This window comes from Terriglobales bacterium (assembly GCA_035651655.1).
In the GTDB taxonomy this organism is placed as follows: domain Bacteria; phylum Acidobacteriota; class Terriglobia; order Terriglobales; family Acidobacteriaceae; genus DASRFG01.
On sequence record DASRFG010000024.1, the window covers coordinates 72,678 to 89,748 of the forward strand.

Below are 17,071 nucleotides of genomic sequence, written 5' to 3' on the forward strand. Positions count from 1 at the left end.
AATCTGGTAATTAATGGCCGAAGTCAGACGCGGTCTCATCATCGTGAATACCGGGCCGGGCAAGGGCAAGACCACCGCCGCCATGGGCACGGCGCTGCGCGCTGTCGGTCAGGGCATGCGGGTCCTGATGCTGCAGTTTTTGAAGGGCTCATGGCACTACGGTGAACTGGACGCGGTGAAGGCGTTCGGGGACAAGTTCATCATGAAGCAGATGGGCCGCGGATTTGTAAAGGTGGGCACGGAGAAGCCCGATCCCGAAGACGTGCGCATGGTAGAGGAGGCTTGGGCGGAGGCGGAACGTGCGATCCAGTCCGGTGAATGGGATCTGGTGATTCTGGATGAAATTAATTACGCGATAAGCTACGGTATGCTGGACGTCGCAAAAGTGGCAGAGTCGCTGAAGCGAAAACCGGAGATGGTACACGTAATATTGACCGGCCGTAATGCCCACCCGACAATTACTGAGTTGGCGGACACCGTCACTGAAATGCGGCAAGTGAAACATGCTTATGAAAAGGGCGTGATGGCCCAACGAGGGATTGAGTACTAAAGAATCGGGTAATCTGTATTTGCGGAGTCGGGAAATCGGAAATCTCTATGGCTTGGTTCAAGCGGCAAGATAGCGAACTGGACACTTCCGGCGAGCGCAAGGTGCGCACCGAGGGGTTGTGGGTGAAATGTGATCAATGCCGCCAGATCATCTGGAAGAAGGACCTGGAAGAGAACTTGAATGTGTGTCCCAAGTGCGATCGGCACTTCCGTATTGACGCACGCACGCGGCTGGCGCAACTGCTCGACAATAATGAGTACGAAACAGATGATGCCAACCTTGAGTCAACCGACCCGCTGAAGTTTGTGGACTTAAAGTCTTATAACCAGCGTCTGCGCACCGCGCAACGCGATACGGGACTGAAAGACGCGGTGATCAATGCTCGCGGCAAGCTGGAAGGGCGGCTAGTCATTGTCAGCGCGATGGAGTATTCGTTTATTGGTGGGAGCATGGGTGCAGTGGTAGGGGAAACGATTACACGAGCGGTGGAGCGCGCCACGGCGAGCGGAACCCCTCTGATCATAGTTTCGGCCTCGGGCGGGGCCCGCATGATGGAGGGCGCCGTGAGCCTGATGCAGCTGGCCAAAATCTCTGCCGCACTAGCAGCGATGGACGAAGCCAAAGTGCCCTACATTTCTGTTCTGACGGATCCCACCACCGGCGGAGTAACAGCTTCCTACGCCATGTTGGGTGATCTGAATATCGCGGAACCAGGCGCGCTGATCGGCTTTGCTGGGCCGCGCGTGATTGAGCAAACCATCCGCCAGAAACTTCCGGAAGGTTTTCAGCGCAGCGAATTTCTGCTGGAGCACGGAATGCTGGATGCCGTAGTGCACCGCAAGCAGCTCAAACCCTACATTGCGCGGGCATTGTCCTTCATGGCGCCGGCCAACGGCACGCATTAGCAGGTTCCGCGTCGCAACTGAACAACTATAATTCTGTCGCTGCGGGCTGATGCACTCCTTATCTGCATTTTGCTTCGTACCTGGAACTGTAGAACCAATGTCCTACGAAACCGCTGTCGCAAACTTGTATGCATTGGGACACGAACTGGCGACCATGCCGTCGCACAAGTTCGACCTGGAACACATGCGCGTGCTCCTGGGTGCGATGGGACATCCCGAAAAGAAATTTCCAGCGGTGCTCATTGCCGGCACCAATGGCAAAGGGAGCACAGCAGCAACTCTAGCTGCGATTCTCCACGCCGCAGGTTATCGCACCGCACTGTACACATCTCCGCACCTGATTCGACTGAATGAACGGATTCGCGTGGGCGGACGAGAAATCAACGATGCCGAATTCGCCAAGGTTCATGATCGAGTAGAGGAAATCGCAAATGGGTTGGTGAGAGCAGGAGAGCTGCCATGGCATCCCAGCTTTTTTGAAATGCTGACCGCTATCGCCTTCGGCTACTTCGCCCTAAGCAAAGTTGATATTGCGGTGTTGGAGGTAGGCATGGGTGGGCGGCTGGATGCCACCAATGTTGTCGAGCCGCGGCTTTCGGTAATAACCGATATTTCACTGGATCACCAGAAGTTCCTTGGAAATACGGTGGGCGAGATCGCTCGGGAGAAAGCCGGAATCATCCGCGCCGGTGGAGCGGTGGTCACGCTGCCGCAACATCCGGAGGCGAATGACGTAATTGGAAACACGATTCTCGAACGCCAGGCCCGCGCGGTGAGTGCTGTGCCCTATGTGCCGCCCGTTTCCCCGGGATCGGAGGTATACATCAGGGGAAACGGTACAAGCGAACGAAGCGGGCGCAGTTCATATCCCCTTACGGTGCTCGGGGAGCGGATTCAGGTGCAATCGCCACTTATAGGGAGGCACCAGTTGCGCAATGTTGCCCTGGCGATTGCAGCAGCGGTGGAATTGAACCAGCACGGGTTCAAAGTTACTGCCGCGCAGGTCGAGCGCGGCATCCGCGATACCCACTGGCCAGCCCGCTTCCACATTCTTCCCGCGACAAAGGACATGCCAGAGCTCGTGCTCGATGTGGCACACAATCCAGCAGGCGCCTGGGCGCTGCGGTCGGCGCTTTCGGAACGGTATGATGATCGGCCAAAGACGATGATATTTGGCGCAATGCGCGACAAGGCGGTGCACGAAATGGAAGAGATACTGTTTCCTGTGACGGAGCACGTGATTGCCACTCAGGCAGAGAATCCGCGCTCTGCTACCCCTGAGGAAATCCGCGAGGCAGCGCAGCGCACCGGAGCCGATGTGGAAACTGCGGAAAATGTACCTGCGGCGATTGCGCGCGCGCGTTCCCTGGCAAAACCTAATGGAGTGGTGGTGATCACCGGTTCCATTTACCTTGTGGGTGAGGCCATGCGCGCCTTGGGAATCTCCGCGTAATGGATCTGCTCAGCCGCCTCCGGTCGTACCTGATCTTCGACCCGTTGATCTGGAGCTACACCATCGTCCTGGCAATACTTTCACTTCTTTCATCGTTCGTAGATCGGGGCGGGCGCGTTCAGCATGGCTTTGCGCGCCTGTGGTCATGGTTGATTCTGCGGACAATCGGCGTTCCAGTGACGGTGCGCGGGCTGGATAAGATCGACACCTCGCGCCCGCATGTTTTCGCGGTCAACCATGCGTCCGCAATGGACATCCCGGTGTTGTACGTTTACCTGCCTTTCCAGTTTCGGATCGTTGCCAAGAAGGAGCTATTTCGATATCCATTCATGGGGTGGCATCTGCAGCGGTCGGGTCAGGTATGCGTTGATCAGCAGAACCCGGCAAAATCAATTGGAGACATCAAATCAGCGGTGAAGACATTGAAAAGCGGCATGCCACTGGTGATCTTTCCCGAGGGTGGCCGCACCCCTACCGGGCAAGTTCGTGCTTTCTTGCCGGGAGCGTTCTTTCTGGCCGTAAAGGCGCAGGTTGATATTGTGCCGATGGCATTAGTAGGAACCTATGAATTGCTGCCCATGAACACCTTTCACATCAAACCACGTCCCGTAGAGATGCTGGTGGGAGAGCCGATCCCGACTATTGGAACTAGCCCGCGCGACATGGAGACCGTGTCGCAAAAAGTAAAGAAGGCAGTTGAGGACTTGTACTATTCGCGGGCGACAGTGAAAGACCCACGGCAAGTGGACATCGCCACCGTTTCGAGTGAGCCGCAGGCCGACTAGCCTGCGCGTGTTCCGTCTGGCACTGGGCTCTCCGGTACCGCCAGCACAGGACGAACGCCGTCGGCCCAGCCAATGTCGAATAACATTCCTTCAGAGATGACGCCGCGAATTTTGCGAGGCTCCAGGTTAACGACGAACAATGCTTGCTTGCCAATGATTTCTTTGGGGTCGGTGCGCTCCTGCTTCATTCCAGCGACGATTGTGCGAGTGTGGTCGCCGAAGTTCACATGCAGTTGCACGAGCTTGTCCGAGTTGGGCACGTCCGTGACATCGGTGATCGTGCCTACGCGGACATCGATCTGATCGAGAACGTTGGGTGAGATAGTCGGTTTAACGATGGCCGGCGGCATCGCGACATTCTAATAGAGCCAGCCAGCGACGCGGTACGGTTCGGAAAGAGTTATGGCAGGTTTGACCCTTTCCTGCGGGTTCGCCTACACTCGAATATTCGTCAGACCACGTATTCTCCATGCCAGACACCATCAAAATCAAGCTGCCCGACGGCAGCGTTCAGGAGAAACCTAGGGGCACCACTGCGCTGGATGTCGCGCGGGACGTCAGCCCCAGATTGGCCAGTGCCGCCCTGGTTGCAAAGACGAACCGCGATCTGATTGATCTCACGAAGCCGCTGGATAAAGACACCGACCTCCGCATTTTGACTGAGAAAGATGCCGAAGCGCTGCAGGTGTATCGCCACTCATCGGCCCACTTGTTGGCGGCTGCCGTGCTTGAATTGTTCCCCGAAACCAAGCTGGGCCACGGGCCGGCTACCGATACTGGTTTTTTCTACGATTTTTACCGGCAAACGCCATTTACGCCTGAAGATTTGGAAAAGATCGAAAAAAAGATGCAGGAACTGGCGCAACAGGACATTCCTTATGCGCGCGAGTTTCTGCCACGCAAAGAAGGGCTGGAGAGGTTCAAGGCGGAAGGCGACTTCATGAAATGCCACTTCATCGAGCAATTCACCAAGCCCGATGAGAAGGTTTCCATTTACAAAACTGGAAAGTTCCTTGACTTCTGCCGCGGGCCGCATATTCCGTCAACCGGGAAAATCAAGGCTTTCAAGCTGCTGAGTATTGCCGGCGCTTACTGGTTAGGAGATGAAAAGAATCCGCAACTGCAGCGCATCTATGGCACTTCATTTTTTAACAAGAAAGACCTGGATGATTACCTGCATCAGCTCGAGGAGCAGAAGAAGCGCGATCACCGCGTACTGGGAAAGCAGCTGGATTTATTTTCCATCCAGGAACTGGCGGGACCGGGGCTGATCTTCTGGCACCCCAAGGGCGGCATCATTCGCAAGACCATGGAAGACTGGATGCGCGATGAGTACATCAAGCGTGGATATTCGCTGGTGTACACGCCTCACGTCGCGCGGCTTGACCTCTGGAAGACCAGCGGCCACGAAGGTTATTACTCGCAGAATATGTTTACGCCCATGGAACTCGACGACGCGGACTATCGCGTGAAGCCGATGAATTGTCCGTTCCACATTTTGATTTATAAGGACTCGTTGCATTCTTACCGTGACTTACCGGTGCGGCTGGGTGAGCTTGGCACTGTGTACCGGTACGAGCGCTCAGGGGTGCTGCATGGTCTGCTGCGGGTGCGCGGCTTCACCCAGGATGACGCCCACATTTTCTGCACGCCTGACCAGATCGAAAGCGAGATTGACGGTTGCCTGGATTTTGCGCTGGCCGTGTTGCAGGCATTTGGGTTCAAGGACTACCACGCCGAGCTTTCAATCTGGGATGTAAAAGATCGCAAATCGTATTCCGGCACCGATGAGAACTGGGCCATTGCCATTGGTGCCCTGGAAAACACACTGAAGCGGCGCAACATTTCATACAAGACCATGCCCGGGGAGGCGGTCTTTTACGGCCCGAAAATTGATATCAAGCTCGTGGATGCAATCGGCCGTCCATGGCAGCTTTCGACGGTGCAGTTTGATTTCACTCTGCCAGAACGCTTTGGATTGGTGTACGTAGGCGAAGATGGCAAGCACCATCAGCCGCTAATGGTGCACCGTGCCCTCTATGGCTCGATTGAGCGATTTTTCGGGGTGCTGATTGAGCACTACGCTGGAGCATTTCCGGTATGGCTGTCGTCCGTGCAGGTGGCGCTCATCCCCATCAGCGAACGCCACCATGCGTATGCTGAGCAGGTTGCAAAACAACTCAGAGCTGCGGGTGTACGCGTGCAGGTTGACAGTCGCAACGAGAAGATGAATGCCAAGATTCGCGAGCATACGCTGCAGAAAGTTCCGTTTCTGCTGGTTGTGGGGGACAAAGAAGCCGAGTCAGGCAAGGTCAGTGTACGCACCCGCGGCAAGGGCGACGAAGGACAGGTGGAGGCCGCAGACTTCGTGAAACGTATTTCAAGGCTGATCGAGGAGAAGACTCCGGAGCTTGCGTAGGCCCAGGCGCCCTCGCCTTGGACCACGTGAGTTGAGTAGCATTGAATTATTGTTTCCCGCCCGCCACTTCTGTCACCACTGCCCACAAATAATCCACGAATTGACCTAACCCGTTGATTGACATGCGTTCGTCATTCCCGTGAACGCGATGCAGGTCGTCATCGTCCATTGGGGGATCGATTCCATAGGCTTGCACGCCTTTGGCGCGCAATTGCGCGGAGTCGGTGGCGCCGGTCTGCATTAAAGGGAGGGTAATTGCTGCAGGCCAGATTTGTTTTTGGGCGCGCTCCAGGGCCGTGAACATTTCATTGTGAATGTCGGAAGGTGCGGATGTGGGGCGGTGCTGGCCGCCTTCAAGGCGAGTTACTTCGACTTCAGGATCATTGATCAAGTTGCGGATGGTTGAGATCAGCTGGTCAATGTTCTCATCCGGCAGCGCACGGACGTCCAAAGTAGCCTCGGCGTCGGCGGGGATTACGTTCTCCCGGAAGCCTCCGCGCATGATGGTCGGAACTACTGACGTACGCAACATCGAGTTGTAGAAGATGTTGTTTGCCCGGAGTTTCTCCTGCACTTGTGGATCGTCGAGATGAGTAAAAAGATAGGCCTGATCTGGCGGACTGATGCTCGCGAGCCGGCTGAAGAACTCGCGCGTGGTTTCATTCAGACGCATGGGCGGTTGCCAGGAGCCGACTTTGCCCACTGCCGCCCCAAGATGGGTATTGACGTTATCCAGACGCGGCATCGAACCATGACCGCTGCTGCCATGCGCCACCAGTTTGAGACCGCGGGGGACTTTCTCGGTATTGGAGACGCCGACGTACTGCACGCGTCCGTTCACCACATTGGTAATGCCGCCTTCATTCAGAGCGTATTCCGAGGCGATTTTCTCCCAAGCGTGTTCTACAAGATAGTCAATGCCGTATTGGCTGGTGCCCTCCTCACCGGCCTCCGCCAGCAAAATTACATCGCGGTCTAGTGGCGCCCGGTCGCGATGGAGTTTCAGAAATACAACCAGGTCGGCGGCATCCATGGCCTTGTCATCGCTGGCGCCGCGGCCATAGAGATAGCCGTCTTTGATTACGGCAGCGAAGGGATCCACCGTCCACTTGCTGCGCTCCACCCCGACCACGTCGAGGTGACCCATGAGTAGGAGCGGTTTCTTGCTGCCGTTTCCCTTTAGGCGAGCGATGAGGCTGGCCCGGCCGGGCGCCGACTCGATGATTTCGGACGGAATACCTTCGGCATCCAGCACGCCTTTGATGTACTGCGCCGTCTTGATCTCATTGCCGGGCGGGTTGCTAGTGTCAATCTTTACCAGGGCGGAAAGGAAATCCACCGCCTGTTGGTGAGTGTCTTGCGAAGCCGAGCTCTGGGCGAAGGTTGAGATTGCAAGGAACACTACAGCGACTGCAGTCACTACTTTTTTAGCGATCATGGGCGTGCGCAGGATAACAGAAGGCGATCCCCTCGGCAGCATGAGTCCCAATGGTCGAGGCGCTTGGATTACTATCTAACGGTGGAACAGCTCTCCCAGCGCCTTCGAAGGCACGTACAGGAGGAGGAATTATTGCGGCCCGGAGATCGTCTAGGGGTCGCGGTTTCTGGGGGCGCGGATTCGATTGCACTGCTGCGGCTGTTGCTGGAACTGCGCGATGAACTGGGACTGGTGCTTTCGGTGGTGCACCTGAATCATAAGATTCGCGGGCCAGAAGCGGAACAAGATCAGGTATTTGTCACGGAGTTGGCGCGGGAGTTCGCTCTGGAACTGCACGCCAGTGCAGCCGATGTGCCCGGACATGCGGCTGCTGAACACCTCAGCCTGGAAGCAGCGGGCCGCAAATCGCGGTTTGAATATTTTCGCCAGCTGATGCAACGCCGGGTAGTGGACAAAGTTGCCACCGCGCACACCTTGGACGATCAAGCAGAGACGGTGCTGTTGCGATTAATTCGCGGCGCAGGAACGCGTGGATTGGCAGGAATTTATCCGCGCGTCACAGTTCAAGACGATGACCAACAGCTTTGCGGGGAGATTGTGCGGCCCTTGCTGCAGACTCGTCGTCTCGACCTGCGGGAATATTTAAGAGAGTTGAGGCAGCCGTGGCGAGAAGACGCAAGCAATCTTGACCTGAAACACGCACGCAATCGCGTACGGCAGGCCCTGTTACCTCTTTTGGAGCGCGAGTTCAACCCTGAAACATCGGAGCGACTTAGTGAGCTGGCGGAAATTGCGCGAGCCGAGGAGGAGTGCTGGAAGAAGAGCGTCCAGAAAATCCTGGCGACATGGTCCGCCAATGTTGTAGAGGTCAGTCGCCTGGTTGCGGAGCCACTCGCGTTGCGGCGACGGCTGCTGCGGCAGGTTGCTGAGCAGCATGGACTGCGTTTGGGATTGAAGGAAGTAGAGAGGATCCTGCGCCTGGCCGAGGCTCCAGCATCAGGAGAAAAGATGGTACCGCTCGAGGGTGGCTCGTATGTAGTACGCCGCGGAACGAAGTTGTGGTTTGGTAGAGGTGCCTCCCGGGAAAATCCGGCGTCAAAGCCACCGAACGGTTATGAATACCGTCTGCATATCCCCGGAGAAGTGCAGGTTGCGGAGACCGGGACGGCATTTAAGGCGAAGCTGTTTTCAAACGGCGGCAAAAGCCCAGGCCGGAAGCGCAATTCCGAAGTGTTCAGAGCCGACCTGCTCCCGGGAGAACTGGTGGTTCGAAATTGGAGACCAGGTGACCGTTTCTGGCCGGCCCATAGCAAGGGTCCCAAGAAGATCAAAGAACTGCTGCATGAACATCGGGTGCCCCAGGAAGAACGCCGGCTCTGGCCGGTAGTCGCGGCAGGAGACGAAATTGTATGGGTGCGCGGTTTTCCCGGCGCAGCGAATCGGGTACGCAGCGGGAACGATCCGGGTGTCCTTATCGAGGAAGTGTTTGTCGATTCCTGATCCGGCGCTATACTTCAATCTTCCGTACCTCGTTGCAGTAAAACTTGCAGTGACCTAAGTCACAGAGAACACGAAAGTTCGCCGCGTAAAAAAGATCGGCAAACGGGGTACAATAGGAGACGGGATTTTGTCTCGCAACATCATCTCGCAGCATCTAATTCTGAGAAGCCCAGTCCTCCTTCCATGATTGAGGGGTGTGGGTGTAATTTGGCCTTTATTCAGGGAGTTATTTCGTGAATTCAACGGTAAAAACGGTGGTGTTCTGGCTGGTCATAATTTTATCCGGGGTACTGCTCTGGCAGGTTGTGAAGGCCGGCGGGCAGGGTACCAAGGACCGCGAAGTTAATCTCTCGCAGTTCATGAACGATGTGGACCAGGGCAAAGTTGCGGACGTCACCGTAATCGGACAAGAGGTCCGGGGTCACTACAACGGCGACAAGAGTGCCTTTCATACCACCGTTCCTTCCAGCTATCCAGAGATGATCAAGACGCTCCGCGATAAGGGCGTCAACATCACCGTCAAGGATGTTCAGGGTGGAAGCTGGCCGACCTGGCTACTGAATCTGGCGCCTCTCATTCTGCTGGGTGCGCTGTGGTTCATCATGATCCGCCAGATGCAGACCGGCGGGAACAAAGCTTTGTCTTTTGGCAAGAGCCGGGCGCGGCTGCTCTCGATGCAGCAGAAGAAGGTCACTTTTAAAGATGTGGCCGGCGTGGACGAGGCCAAAGAAGAGCTGCGGGAGATTATTGAATTCCTGCGAGAGGCTCAGAAATTTCAGAAACTGGGTGGCCGTATTCCTAAGGGCGTGTTGCTGGTTGGCCCTCCCGGAACCGGTAAGACGCTTCTGGCGAGAGCGGTTGCCGGCGAAGCCAACGTGCCATTCTTCTCGATTTCCGGCTCTGACTTTGTAGAAATGTTCGTCGGCGTGGGCGCCAGCCGTGTACGCGACCTGTTTGAGCAAGGAAAGAAGAACGCCCCCTGCATTATCTTCATTGATGAAATTGACGCGGTGGGACGTCATCGCGGCGCTGGTCTGGGCGGCGGACACGATGAGCGTGAGCAAACCCTCAACCAGTTGCTGGTGGAGATGGACGGTTTCGAGTCGAACGAAGGCGTAATTTTAATCGCCGCTACTAACCGCCCGGATGTGCTTGATCCGGCGTTGTTGCGGCCGGGACGTTTCGATCGGCGAGTGGTAGTGCCTCGGCCGGACATTCGCGGCCGGGAGGAGATCTTGAGGGTGCACACCCGCAAGATTCCTCTTTCCAATGATGTTGACCTTTCAGTGCTGGCCCGCGGCACACCGGGATTTTCCGGCGCCGATCTGGCCAACATGGTCAATGAAGCCGCCCTTAACGCCGCTCGCCAAAACCGCAAAGTCGTTCTGATGTACGACTTTGAAGTGTCCAAGGACAAGGTCCTCATGGGAGCGGAACGCAAGTCCATGCTGCTCTCGGATGAGGAGAAGAAGGTAACGGCGTACCACGAGGGTGGGCACGCATTGGTAGCTGTTATGCGCAAGCACTCTGATCCGTTACACAAGGTAACGATTATTCCTCGCGGCATGGCATTGGGTGTCACTATGCAGTTGCCCATTGACGATAAGCACACCTACACGCGTGACTACCTGGAGACGCGGCTGGCCATCATGATGGGTGGGCGCGTGGCAGAAGAGCTGTTCCTCAACACCATGACCACAGGCGCAGGCAACGACATCGAGCAGGCCACCGAGCTGGCCCGCAAAATGGTGTGCGAGTTCGGAATGAGCAGCCTGGGGCCGCTGGCGTTCGGTAAGAAGGAAGAGCAAATCTTCCTTGGCCGTGAGATCAACCAGCATCGTGATTACAGTGAAGACACGGCGATCAAGATTGACCAGGAAGTACAACGCTTCGTAGATGAGGGATATAAATCCGCTACCGAGATCCTCTCTGCCAACCGCCCCATCCTGGAGAGAATCGCCAAGGCGCTGCTGGAGCGCGAAGTGCTTGATGCACAGGAAATCCAGATGCTTATTGACGGCAAGGAACTGCCGGCCAAGGCAGCTCCTTCCCAGGATGATGGCGGCGTGCAGCAAGTGTTGAAGCCTGAACCGGGACGGGCCGTAAAGCCCGGGGAACGGCCGGCGCCGGCGTAAATCAGTTTCGAGTTTCACAGTGGGCGGCCTCAGGGCCGCCCATTTTTTTGTCTTAAGGAAGAAAGCGGATCAACGGCTCCGATTGCGGCACCACTTCGCCGATTTCCACTGCGGGAACGCCAGCATGGTGCAAAGCCTGGGTCAGCTTTTCTGAGTCCGTAGCCGCCACTGAGATCAGAAGGCCGCCTGCCGTTTGGGGATCAAACAAAATCGTCCTGATTTCGTCCGGGACCTGGGGATCGAATTCAACTACACATTCGGCGAAATCACGGTTGGCCTTCAGACCGCCGGGAATGTAGCCCGCGCGCACGCACTCGAGTGCACCGGGAAGTAGAGGCACATGCCCGGACCTGATTCGCAGCGAAACTTTGCTGGCCAGGGCGAGCTCACGAGCATGGCCGATCAGTCCGAAGCCGGTAACGTCGGTGAGGGCGTGGACGGCGTAAACCGGACGGGCGAGGGCGCCCGTCCCCACGTGGTTCGTGGTTATCACTTCCGCGGCGGTCTTGTTCAGCATGGTCATCGAGGCTACGGCGGCATCAATCCATTCCGGCCGAGCTTTGCCTTTTTTGATCGCGGTGGAGATCACGCCCGTGCCCAGAGGCTTTGTCAGCAGCAAGCCGTCGCCGGGTTGCGCGCCGCCATTGGCCAGCACGCGCTGAGGGTGAACGGTCCCCGTGACCGAGTAGCCGAACTTAAGTTCCTCGTCGCGAATGCTGTGGCCGCCGACCACGGTGCACCCAGCTTCGACCATTTTTGACAATCCGCCGGCCAGAATCCGCTCCAAGATCTCCAGGTCGCCCTTCTCGGGAAAACACACCAGCGCGAGAGAAGTCAGTGGCCGCCCACCCATAGCGTAAACGTCACTCAAAGAATTGACGGCGGCAATCTGGCCGAAGGTGTACGGGTCGTCCACGATGGGAGTGAAGAAATCAACCGTCTGTACCAAAGCGTTGTCAGGCGCAATTTGATACACCCCGGCGTCGTCGGCGTGATCGAAGCCGACTAGCACGTTCGCGTCCTGTTGCCGGGCTAATTTCCCAAGCACCGCGTCCAGCGCCGCCGGACTCAGCTTGGAAGCTCAACCCGCGGCTTTGACGGTCTCCGTCAGCCGGACTTTTTGCTCGGTCATGCGGACATTGTAAATGGGGCAGCAGCTGACTTCGGAAAAACGCCTGGCGGATCACTTCAAAGTGATTTGCGTAACTCTGAGCTCCGGATACTCGCGGTTCCAATCGGCAGAAAGAGTTCCTTCAACCGTGAGACGAAACGGACGCGTCTGGTTCGGGGCCAGGGGTGCCTGGCTAAGATCAACCACGTCAGGATAGGGGCCGGTAGTTTTGAGCACGCGAATGGGCAGTGTCTCCCGCTGCACGACCTGGCCGAGAGAGTTCTTGAAATTAGCCTCTACGATCACTCGCGTAACCGTCTTGTCGCCGTTGTTAGTGATCTTGCCGTCGAGGTATGTCACCGTTCCACCCACGAAGTTCTCGGCGGCGCTCAGCTTCAGGTCACTGAGCACGAGCTTCCTGGCGTAGGCGGGCGGCGGCGTAGGGCCTTTATGCTCGCCGCGACTTAGGAACGTGAAGGCAGCAACCACAATAACAACAATCAGGACACCCACGCCGATTGTGGGCAAGAGGCCACTGCGTTCGTCCGTTGGAGTCTGCTGACTAAAGCCACCCATGGTTGGGAATTGTAATGGTTAGGAGGTTTTCTCGGGAAATTGTTGCTTTGGATAGCGGGCCCGGGCCAGCGGAATCTTGCCAGGTGATGCTTGGGTTACTGGTTACTGCTGGTCACCGCAGTCACTTTCAGCTCGGGCATTTGCCGGTTCCAGTTCTGGGGGTAATGATCGTAATAAATTCGCACCGGACGTGCTTCGTTAGGCTTAATCGGCGCCTGGGAGAGATCTTGCATTCCGCCACCAGCGCGGACCCCGTTCAGAGGACGGATTTGCGTATCCAGCACTTGGCCGTTCCCGCCCTTGAAGACGGCTTGGAGCTGCACACCAGTGACATCACCGCCGCCATTGTTGATCAGCTGCCCGTCGAGATAAAAAGCGCTCCCGACCTGGGCGGGAACCATTTTCAGGTCGGTGAGTTGCACCTGGATTCCAGTAGGCTGCTGTGGCTGATGGGCCGCGGCGATGGTCGCTACCCGTTGGTTTGGAACACTCGGCAGCGACACGATGAGGGCGGTCAGGATGGCAGCGGTCGCCACAATGGCGACCAGTGGACCGGGAAATTGCCTCTTGGCCGGGGCCTGCGGCTCAGGTACAAGCTGCGGCCCTTTCTGAAGCGGTTGATATTGCGGATTCGTCGCCATCCAAGCCGGACTCAACAATCTCCCCTAACACCGAGTCTGATGGCTAGCGATGAGCGGGAGTTTGCTCCAGCAGGTGTACTGATATTGTGCCCGGGCTATTGGCCGGCGATGGTGAGACCATCTAGACGAATGGTGGGCGCGGCGACCGAGCCCCGGAATTCAAGATCATTCCCGATTTCGGTGATGTTACAGAACATGTCTTTCAAGTTTCCGGCCACGGTGATCTCTTCTACCGGATAGGTGAGTTCGCCTCGTGAAATCCAGAGTCCGCTTGCGCCGCGCGAGTAATCGCCGGTCACCAGGTTCACCCCGAAGCCGAGAAATTCGGTGATGTACAAGCCTTCGTCTATCCCGGCGATGATCTCTTTCGGCGACTTAGTTCCCGGCTGGAGAAAATAGTTCCCCGGGCCGATACCCGGATTGCCGGCCAGTCCGCGGGCGGCATTGCCGGTGGTGACCAGCCCCAGCTTGCGCGCGGTATAGCTGTTCAACAGGTAGGATTTCAGCACGCCCCGGTCAATAACGACGGTGCGGCGAGTGGGGATCCCTTCGCCGTCGAAGGGACTGGTGCCGAAGCCGCCGGGCATGGTGCCATCGTCAATGACGGTTACGTTCTCGCCGGCCACCCGCTCGCCCAGCTTACCGGCCAGGAACGATGCGCCCCGATAAACCGAGTCCCCGTTCACGCCTTCAAAAATGTGGTCGAGAATGGAGCGGGAGACCTGGGGATCGAGTACCACGGGAACCCGAGCAGTCTTCACCTTGCGAGCGCCCAAGCGGCGAAGGGTGCGTTCTGCCGCGATCTGGCCAACTTTCTCCGGCGACTCCAATCGGCTAAGGCTGCGTGCCACCGAATACCAGTAGTCGCGCTGCATACTGCCATCTTCAGATTGGGCGATGGGAACGGCAGCAACTGAGCAATAGGAGCGGCGATATTCGCCTACGAAGCCGCGCGAGTTCGCGAGTACTTTGTGTCCAGTGGCAGCATCGAAGGAACCGCCTTCAGAATTGCGAATGCGCGGATCCGCTCCGAGCGCTGCCTTTTCGCAGCGGCGCGCATACTCAATGCGCTCTTGGGTAGGAAGCGAAAAAACGTCTTCGTAGTAAAGATCGAGATCGCCGGGAATTGAGCCGAGCTGGGATGCTTCGGGAATGCCGGCAAAAGGATCTTCCGAGGTGACGCGCGCCAGCGCCAGAGCCGAGTTGACCATCTGTTCCAAGGCCTGCGGAGCGAAATCGCTGCTGTACGTACTGGCAGCACGTTGCCCAGAAAAGACCCGCACGCCAATGGCCCGGGAACCAGATTCTTTGAGGGTCTCGGTCTCGCCCAGCCGGACCACGGTAGAAAATTCGCTGCCTTCGCGCACTACTGCTTCAGCGTCAGTGGCGCCGCCGGCCATCGCCCGGCGCACCACATCGGTAGCAATTTCCTTAAGATCGGTTTTTTCAGCTACGACTACTTCAGACGTCATATGCATTGAGGTTCCATTGCTGCTACGCAGCCCGCGCTTGCAGAAAACGCTGGCTGCTCTCGGTGATTACCTTTCGTGCGGCGAATTGATCGTGCCAACCGGCTATCTGCGTGCGTTTGCGTTCCAGGTCTTTGTAGATCGAGAAGAAGTGTTCAATCTCGAGAAGCACGTGAGGGTAAATTTCAGAATAATTTCTGATCTCACTATACCGGGGATCGTTATTGGCTACTGCAAGCACCTTCTCATCGCAGAGGCCCTGATCGAGCATTTCGAGAACTCCGAGCGGCCGAACCTCTATCAAGCATCCGGGAAAGCTGGGCTTGTCCACGAGCACCAACACATCGAGGGCATCGCCGTCACCAGCCAGCGTACTCGGGATGAATCCATAGTCGCCGGGATAATGTACTGGCGAGTACAAAGTTCGATCCAGCCGGAAGACTTGCAGTTTCTTGTCGTACTCGTACTTGTTCTCGCCGCCCAAAGGCACTTCGATTACCGCATTGACCAGATCGGGAGCGTTATCTCCGATGGGCAGAGTTAAGTAATTGGTCATCAGTTCTCGATAATTTTGGTACATTGCGCGATTGACGGCGCTTGGGGCGGCACGCTCAACTGCTGTTTACTTCATGTAGTCGCTGGCCGGTTCGCGCTTGCCAGTACCGCCGACTGTGATCCGGTCCACCTTAAGGGTGGGAATTCCGACGCCCACCGGAACCGCCTGACCATCCTTGCCGCAGGTGCCGACGCCTTCATCCAGGCGAAGATCGTTGCCGACCATGGATACGCGAGTCAGCACGTCAGGACCATTGCCGATCAGAGTGCAATCCTTCAGCGGAGCAGTGATCTGGCCGTCTTCGATCATGTAAGCCTCGGAGGCTGAGAAGACGAACTTGCCATTGGTGATGTCTACCTGACCGCCGCCAAAATTGGCTGCATAGACGCCGTGCTTCACGGAGCGGATGATGTCCTGCGGATCATCCTCGCCCGCCAGCATATAAGTGTTGGTCATGCGCGGCATAGGGATGTGCTCATAGCTCTCCCGGCGGCCGTTGCCGGTGTCGGGCATTCCCATCAGCTTGGACGAAAGTTTGTCGCTCAGGTATCCCTTTAGAATGCCTTTTTCGATTAGGACCGTGTTTTGCGTGGGAGCGCCTTCGTCGTCAACGTTGATGGAGCCGCGGCGTCCCGGCATGGTTCCGTTGTCAACTACGGTGCACTTATCGCTGGCCACACGTCGGCCCAACAGTCCGGCAAACGCCGAGGTTTTTTTCCGATTAAAATCGGCTTCCAGGCCGTGACCGATGGCTTCGTGCAGCAGGATCCCAGGCCAACCTGGACCCATGACGACTTCCATTTCACCGGCCGGAGCCTCGCGCGCGTCGAGCTGAATAATGCTCTGCCGAGCGGATTCCTGGGCGAAGTACTCGGGAGTCTTTTCGTTTTGGAAAAAATCCACGGCCACTCGGCCGCCGCCGCCGAAGGTGCCGCGAGCTGAATTCCCCTCAACTTTCGCTATGCAGGAGACATTCAAGCGCGCCAAGGGCTGAGAGTCCTCGGCGAAAGTTCCATCCGAGCCGATAACCAGAATGTTGCGGACTTCGTCGGCGTAGCTGGCGCGGACTTCGCGAATACGGGGATCGTAGGCGCGGGCGGCGCGATCGGCACGCATGACCAGGTCTACCCGGGCGGAAACGTCGGAATCCAGAGTCGGCAGGGCGACCGGGTACAAACTGCGGGCACGCTTCTGCTGCGTCCCCACCACGGGCGTTTTGGCCGGACCGCTGGCGATTAAGGCTGCAGTGCGCGCAGCGTGAAGAATCTTTTCCGGGGCAAGGTCGTCGGTATAGGCGTAGCCGGTGCGCTCTCCCGTGATTACCCGCACTCCGCACCCCGCGGAAATGCCCTGAGAGGCCGACTTCACCATGGATTCGTCCACCATCAGCGAGGTGGAGGAGAGGTATTCGAAGTAAAGGTCGGCATAATCGCCGCCCGCCGAGAGCGCCGCCCCCAGGTAGCGCTCGAGGTCACGCTCGTTCAGACCGTAGCGTTCAAAGAAGAATTTCTGCTTTTCCAAAGTCACACTCAT

The 17,071-nt window shown here is 57.2% G+C and carries 15 protein-coding genes; 7 read left to right on the forward strand and 8 right to left on the reverse strand.

The genetic code is table 11. The features are described 5' to 3' along the window. The first annotated feature begins 13 nt into the window (after window positions 1–13). The 4 genes from cobO (at window position 14) to VFA76_11905 (ending at window position 3,693) form a co-directional block, all read left to right on the forward strand. Window positions 14–550 (forward strand): cob(I)yrinic acid a,c-diamide adenosyltransferase, encoded by a 537-nt coding sequence (gene cobO, locus VFA76_11890; GenBank protein HZR32538.1) that lies wholly within the window; start codon window positions 14–16, stop codon window positions 548–550. Between the two features lie 47 nt (window positions 551–597). Then, window positions 598–1,455, forward strand: coding sequence for an acetyl-CoA carboxylase, carboxyltransferase subunit beta (accD, locus tag VFA76_11895; GenBank protein HZR32539.1), 858 nt, complete (start codon window positions 598–600; stop codon window positions 1,453–1,455). 97 nt (window positions 1,456–1,552) lie between these two features. Continuing rightward, complete coding sequence (locus VFA76_11900) at window positions 1,553–2,908, forward strand: folylpolyglutamate synthase/dihydrofolate synthase family protein (GenBank protein ID HZR32540.1); 1,356 nt, start codon at window positions 1,553–1,555, stop codon at window positions 2,906–2,908. Next, a complete protein-coding gene (locus tag VFA76_11905) occupies window positions 2,908–3,693 on the forward strand; it encodes a lysophospholipid acyltransferase family protein (GenBank protein ID HZR32541.1) in 786 nt (261 codons plus the stop codon). The genes VFA76_11900 and VFA76_11905 overlap by 1 nt, the downstream gene beginning before the upstream one ends. Here VFA76_11905 and VFA76_11910 read toward each other — a convergent pair. Next, window positions 3,690–4,043 carry a hypothetical protein gene (locus tag VFA76_11910; GenBank protein ID HZR32542.1) on the reverse strand — a complete coding sequence of 118 codons (354 nt, stop codon included), beginning with the start codon at window positions 4,041–4,043 and terminating at the stop codon, window positions 3,690–3,692. The genes VFA76_11905 and VFA76_11910 overlap by 4 nt on opposite strands. Window positions 4,044–4,162: 119 nt before the next feature. Here VFA76_11910 and thrS point away from each other — a divergent pair, with 119 nt between their 5' ends. Continuing rightward, on the forward strand, window positions 4,163–6,112 hold the full coding sequence (gene thrS / locus VFA76_11915; GenBank protein HZR32543.1) for a threonine--tRNA ligase: 1,950 nt from the start codon (window positions 4,163–4,165) through the stop codon (window positions 6,110–6,112). 46 nt (window positions 6,113–6,158) lie between these two features. Here the strand turns inward: thrS and VFA76_11920 are convergent, their stop codons facing one another. Further along, window positions 6,159–7,550, reverse strand: a complete 1,392-nt coding sequence (locus VFA76_11920) for a M20/M25/M40 family metallo-hydrolase (protein HZR32544.1) — start codon at window positions 7,548–7,550, stop codon at window positions 6,159–6,161. 132 nt (window positions 7,551–7,682) lie between these two features. Between VFA76_11920 and tilS the strand changes: the two genes are divergently transcribed. Together tilS and ftsH are read left to right on the forward strand one after the other, a co-directional pair. Continuing rightward, window positions 7,683–9,050 (forward strand): tRNA lysidine(34) synthetase TilS, encoded by a 1,368-nt coding sequence (tilS, locus tag VFA76_11925; GenBank protein ID HZR32545.1) that lies wholly within the window; start codon window positions 7,683–7,685, stop codon window positions 9,048–9,050. A 233-nt stretch (window positions 9,051–9,283) separates the two neighbouring features. Further along, window positions 9,284–11,185, forward strand: a complete 1,902-nt coding sequence (ftsH, locus tag VFA76_11930; protein ID HZR32546.1) for an ATP-dependent zinc metalloprotease FtsH — start codon at window positions 9,284–9,286, stop codon at window positions 11,183–11,185. Window positions 11,186–11,237: 52 nt separating this feature from the next. Here ftsH and selD read toward each other — a convergent pair whose 3' ends face one another. From selD to tldD, 6 genes are all read right to left on the reverse strand, one after another. Further along, a complete protein-coding gene (gene selD / locus VFA76_11935) occupies window positions 11,238–12,317 on the reverse strand; it encodes a selenide, water dikinase SelD (GenBank protein HZR32547.1) in 1,080 nt (359 codons plus the stop codon). Between the two features lie 51 nt (window positions 12,318–12,368). Next, the gene (locus VFA76_11940; protein ID HZR32548.1) at window positions 12,369–12,824 is read right to left on the reverse strand and encodes a DUF2393 family protein; all 456 of its coding nucleotides are present in this window, start codon (window positions 12,822–12,824) and stop codon (window positions 12,369–12,371) included. A gap of 143 nt (window positions 12,825–12,967) precedes the next feature. Beyond that, window positions 12,968–13,513: a hypothetical protein gene (locus VFA76_11945; protein HZR32549.1), complete on the reverse strand. Its 546-nt coding sequence runs from the start codon at window positions 13,511–13,513 to the stop codon at window positions 12,968–12,970. Between the two features lie 95 nt (window positions 13,514–13,608). Further along, the gene (locus VFA76_11950; protein ID HZR32550.1) at window positions 13,609–14,985 is read right to left on the reverse strand and encodes a TldD/PmbA family protein; all 1,377 of its coding nucleotides are present in this window, start codon (window positions 14,983–14,985) and stop codon (window positions 13,609–13,611) included. A 22-nt stretch (window positions 14,986–15,007) separates the two neighbouring features. Further along, window positions 15,008–15,538, reverse strand: a complete 531-nt coding sequence (locus VFA76_11955; GenBank protein ID HZR32551.1) for an inorganic diphosphatase — start codon at window positions 15,536–15,538, stop codon at window positions 15,008–15,010. 66 nt (window positions 15,539–15,604) lie between these two features. Next, window positions 15,605–17,071, reverse strand: coding sequence for a metalloprotease TldD (gene tldD, locus VFA76_11960; GenBank protein HZR32552.1), 1,467 nt, complete (start codon window positions 17,069–17,071; stop codon window positions 15,605–15,607).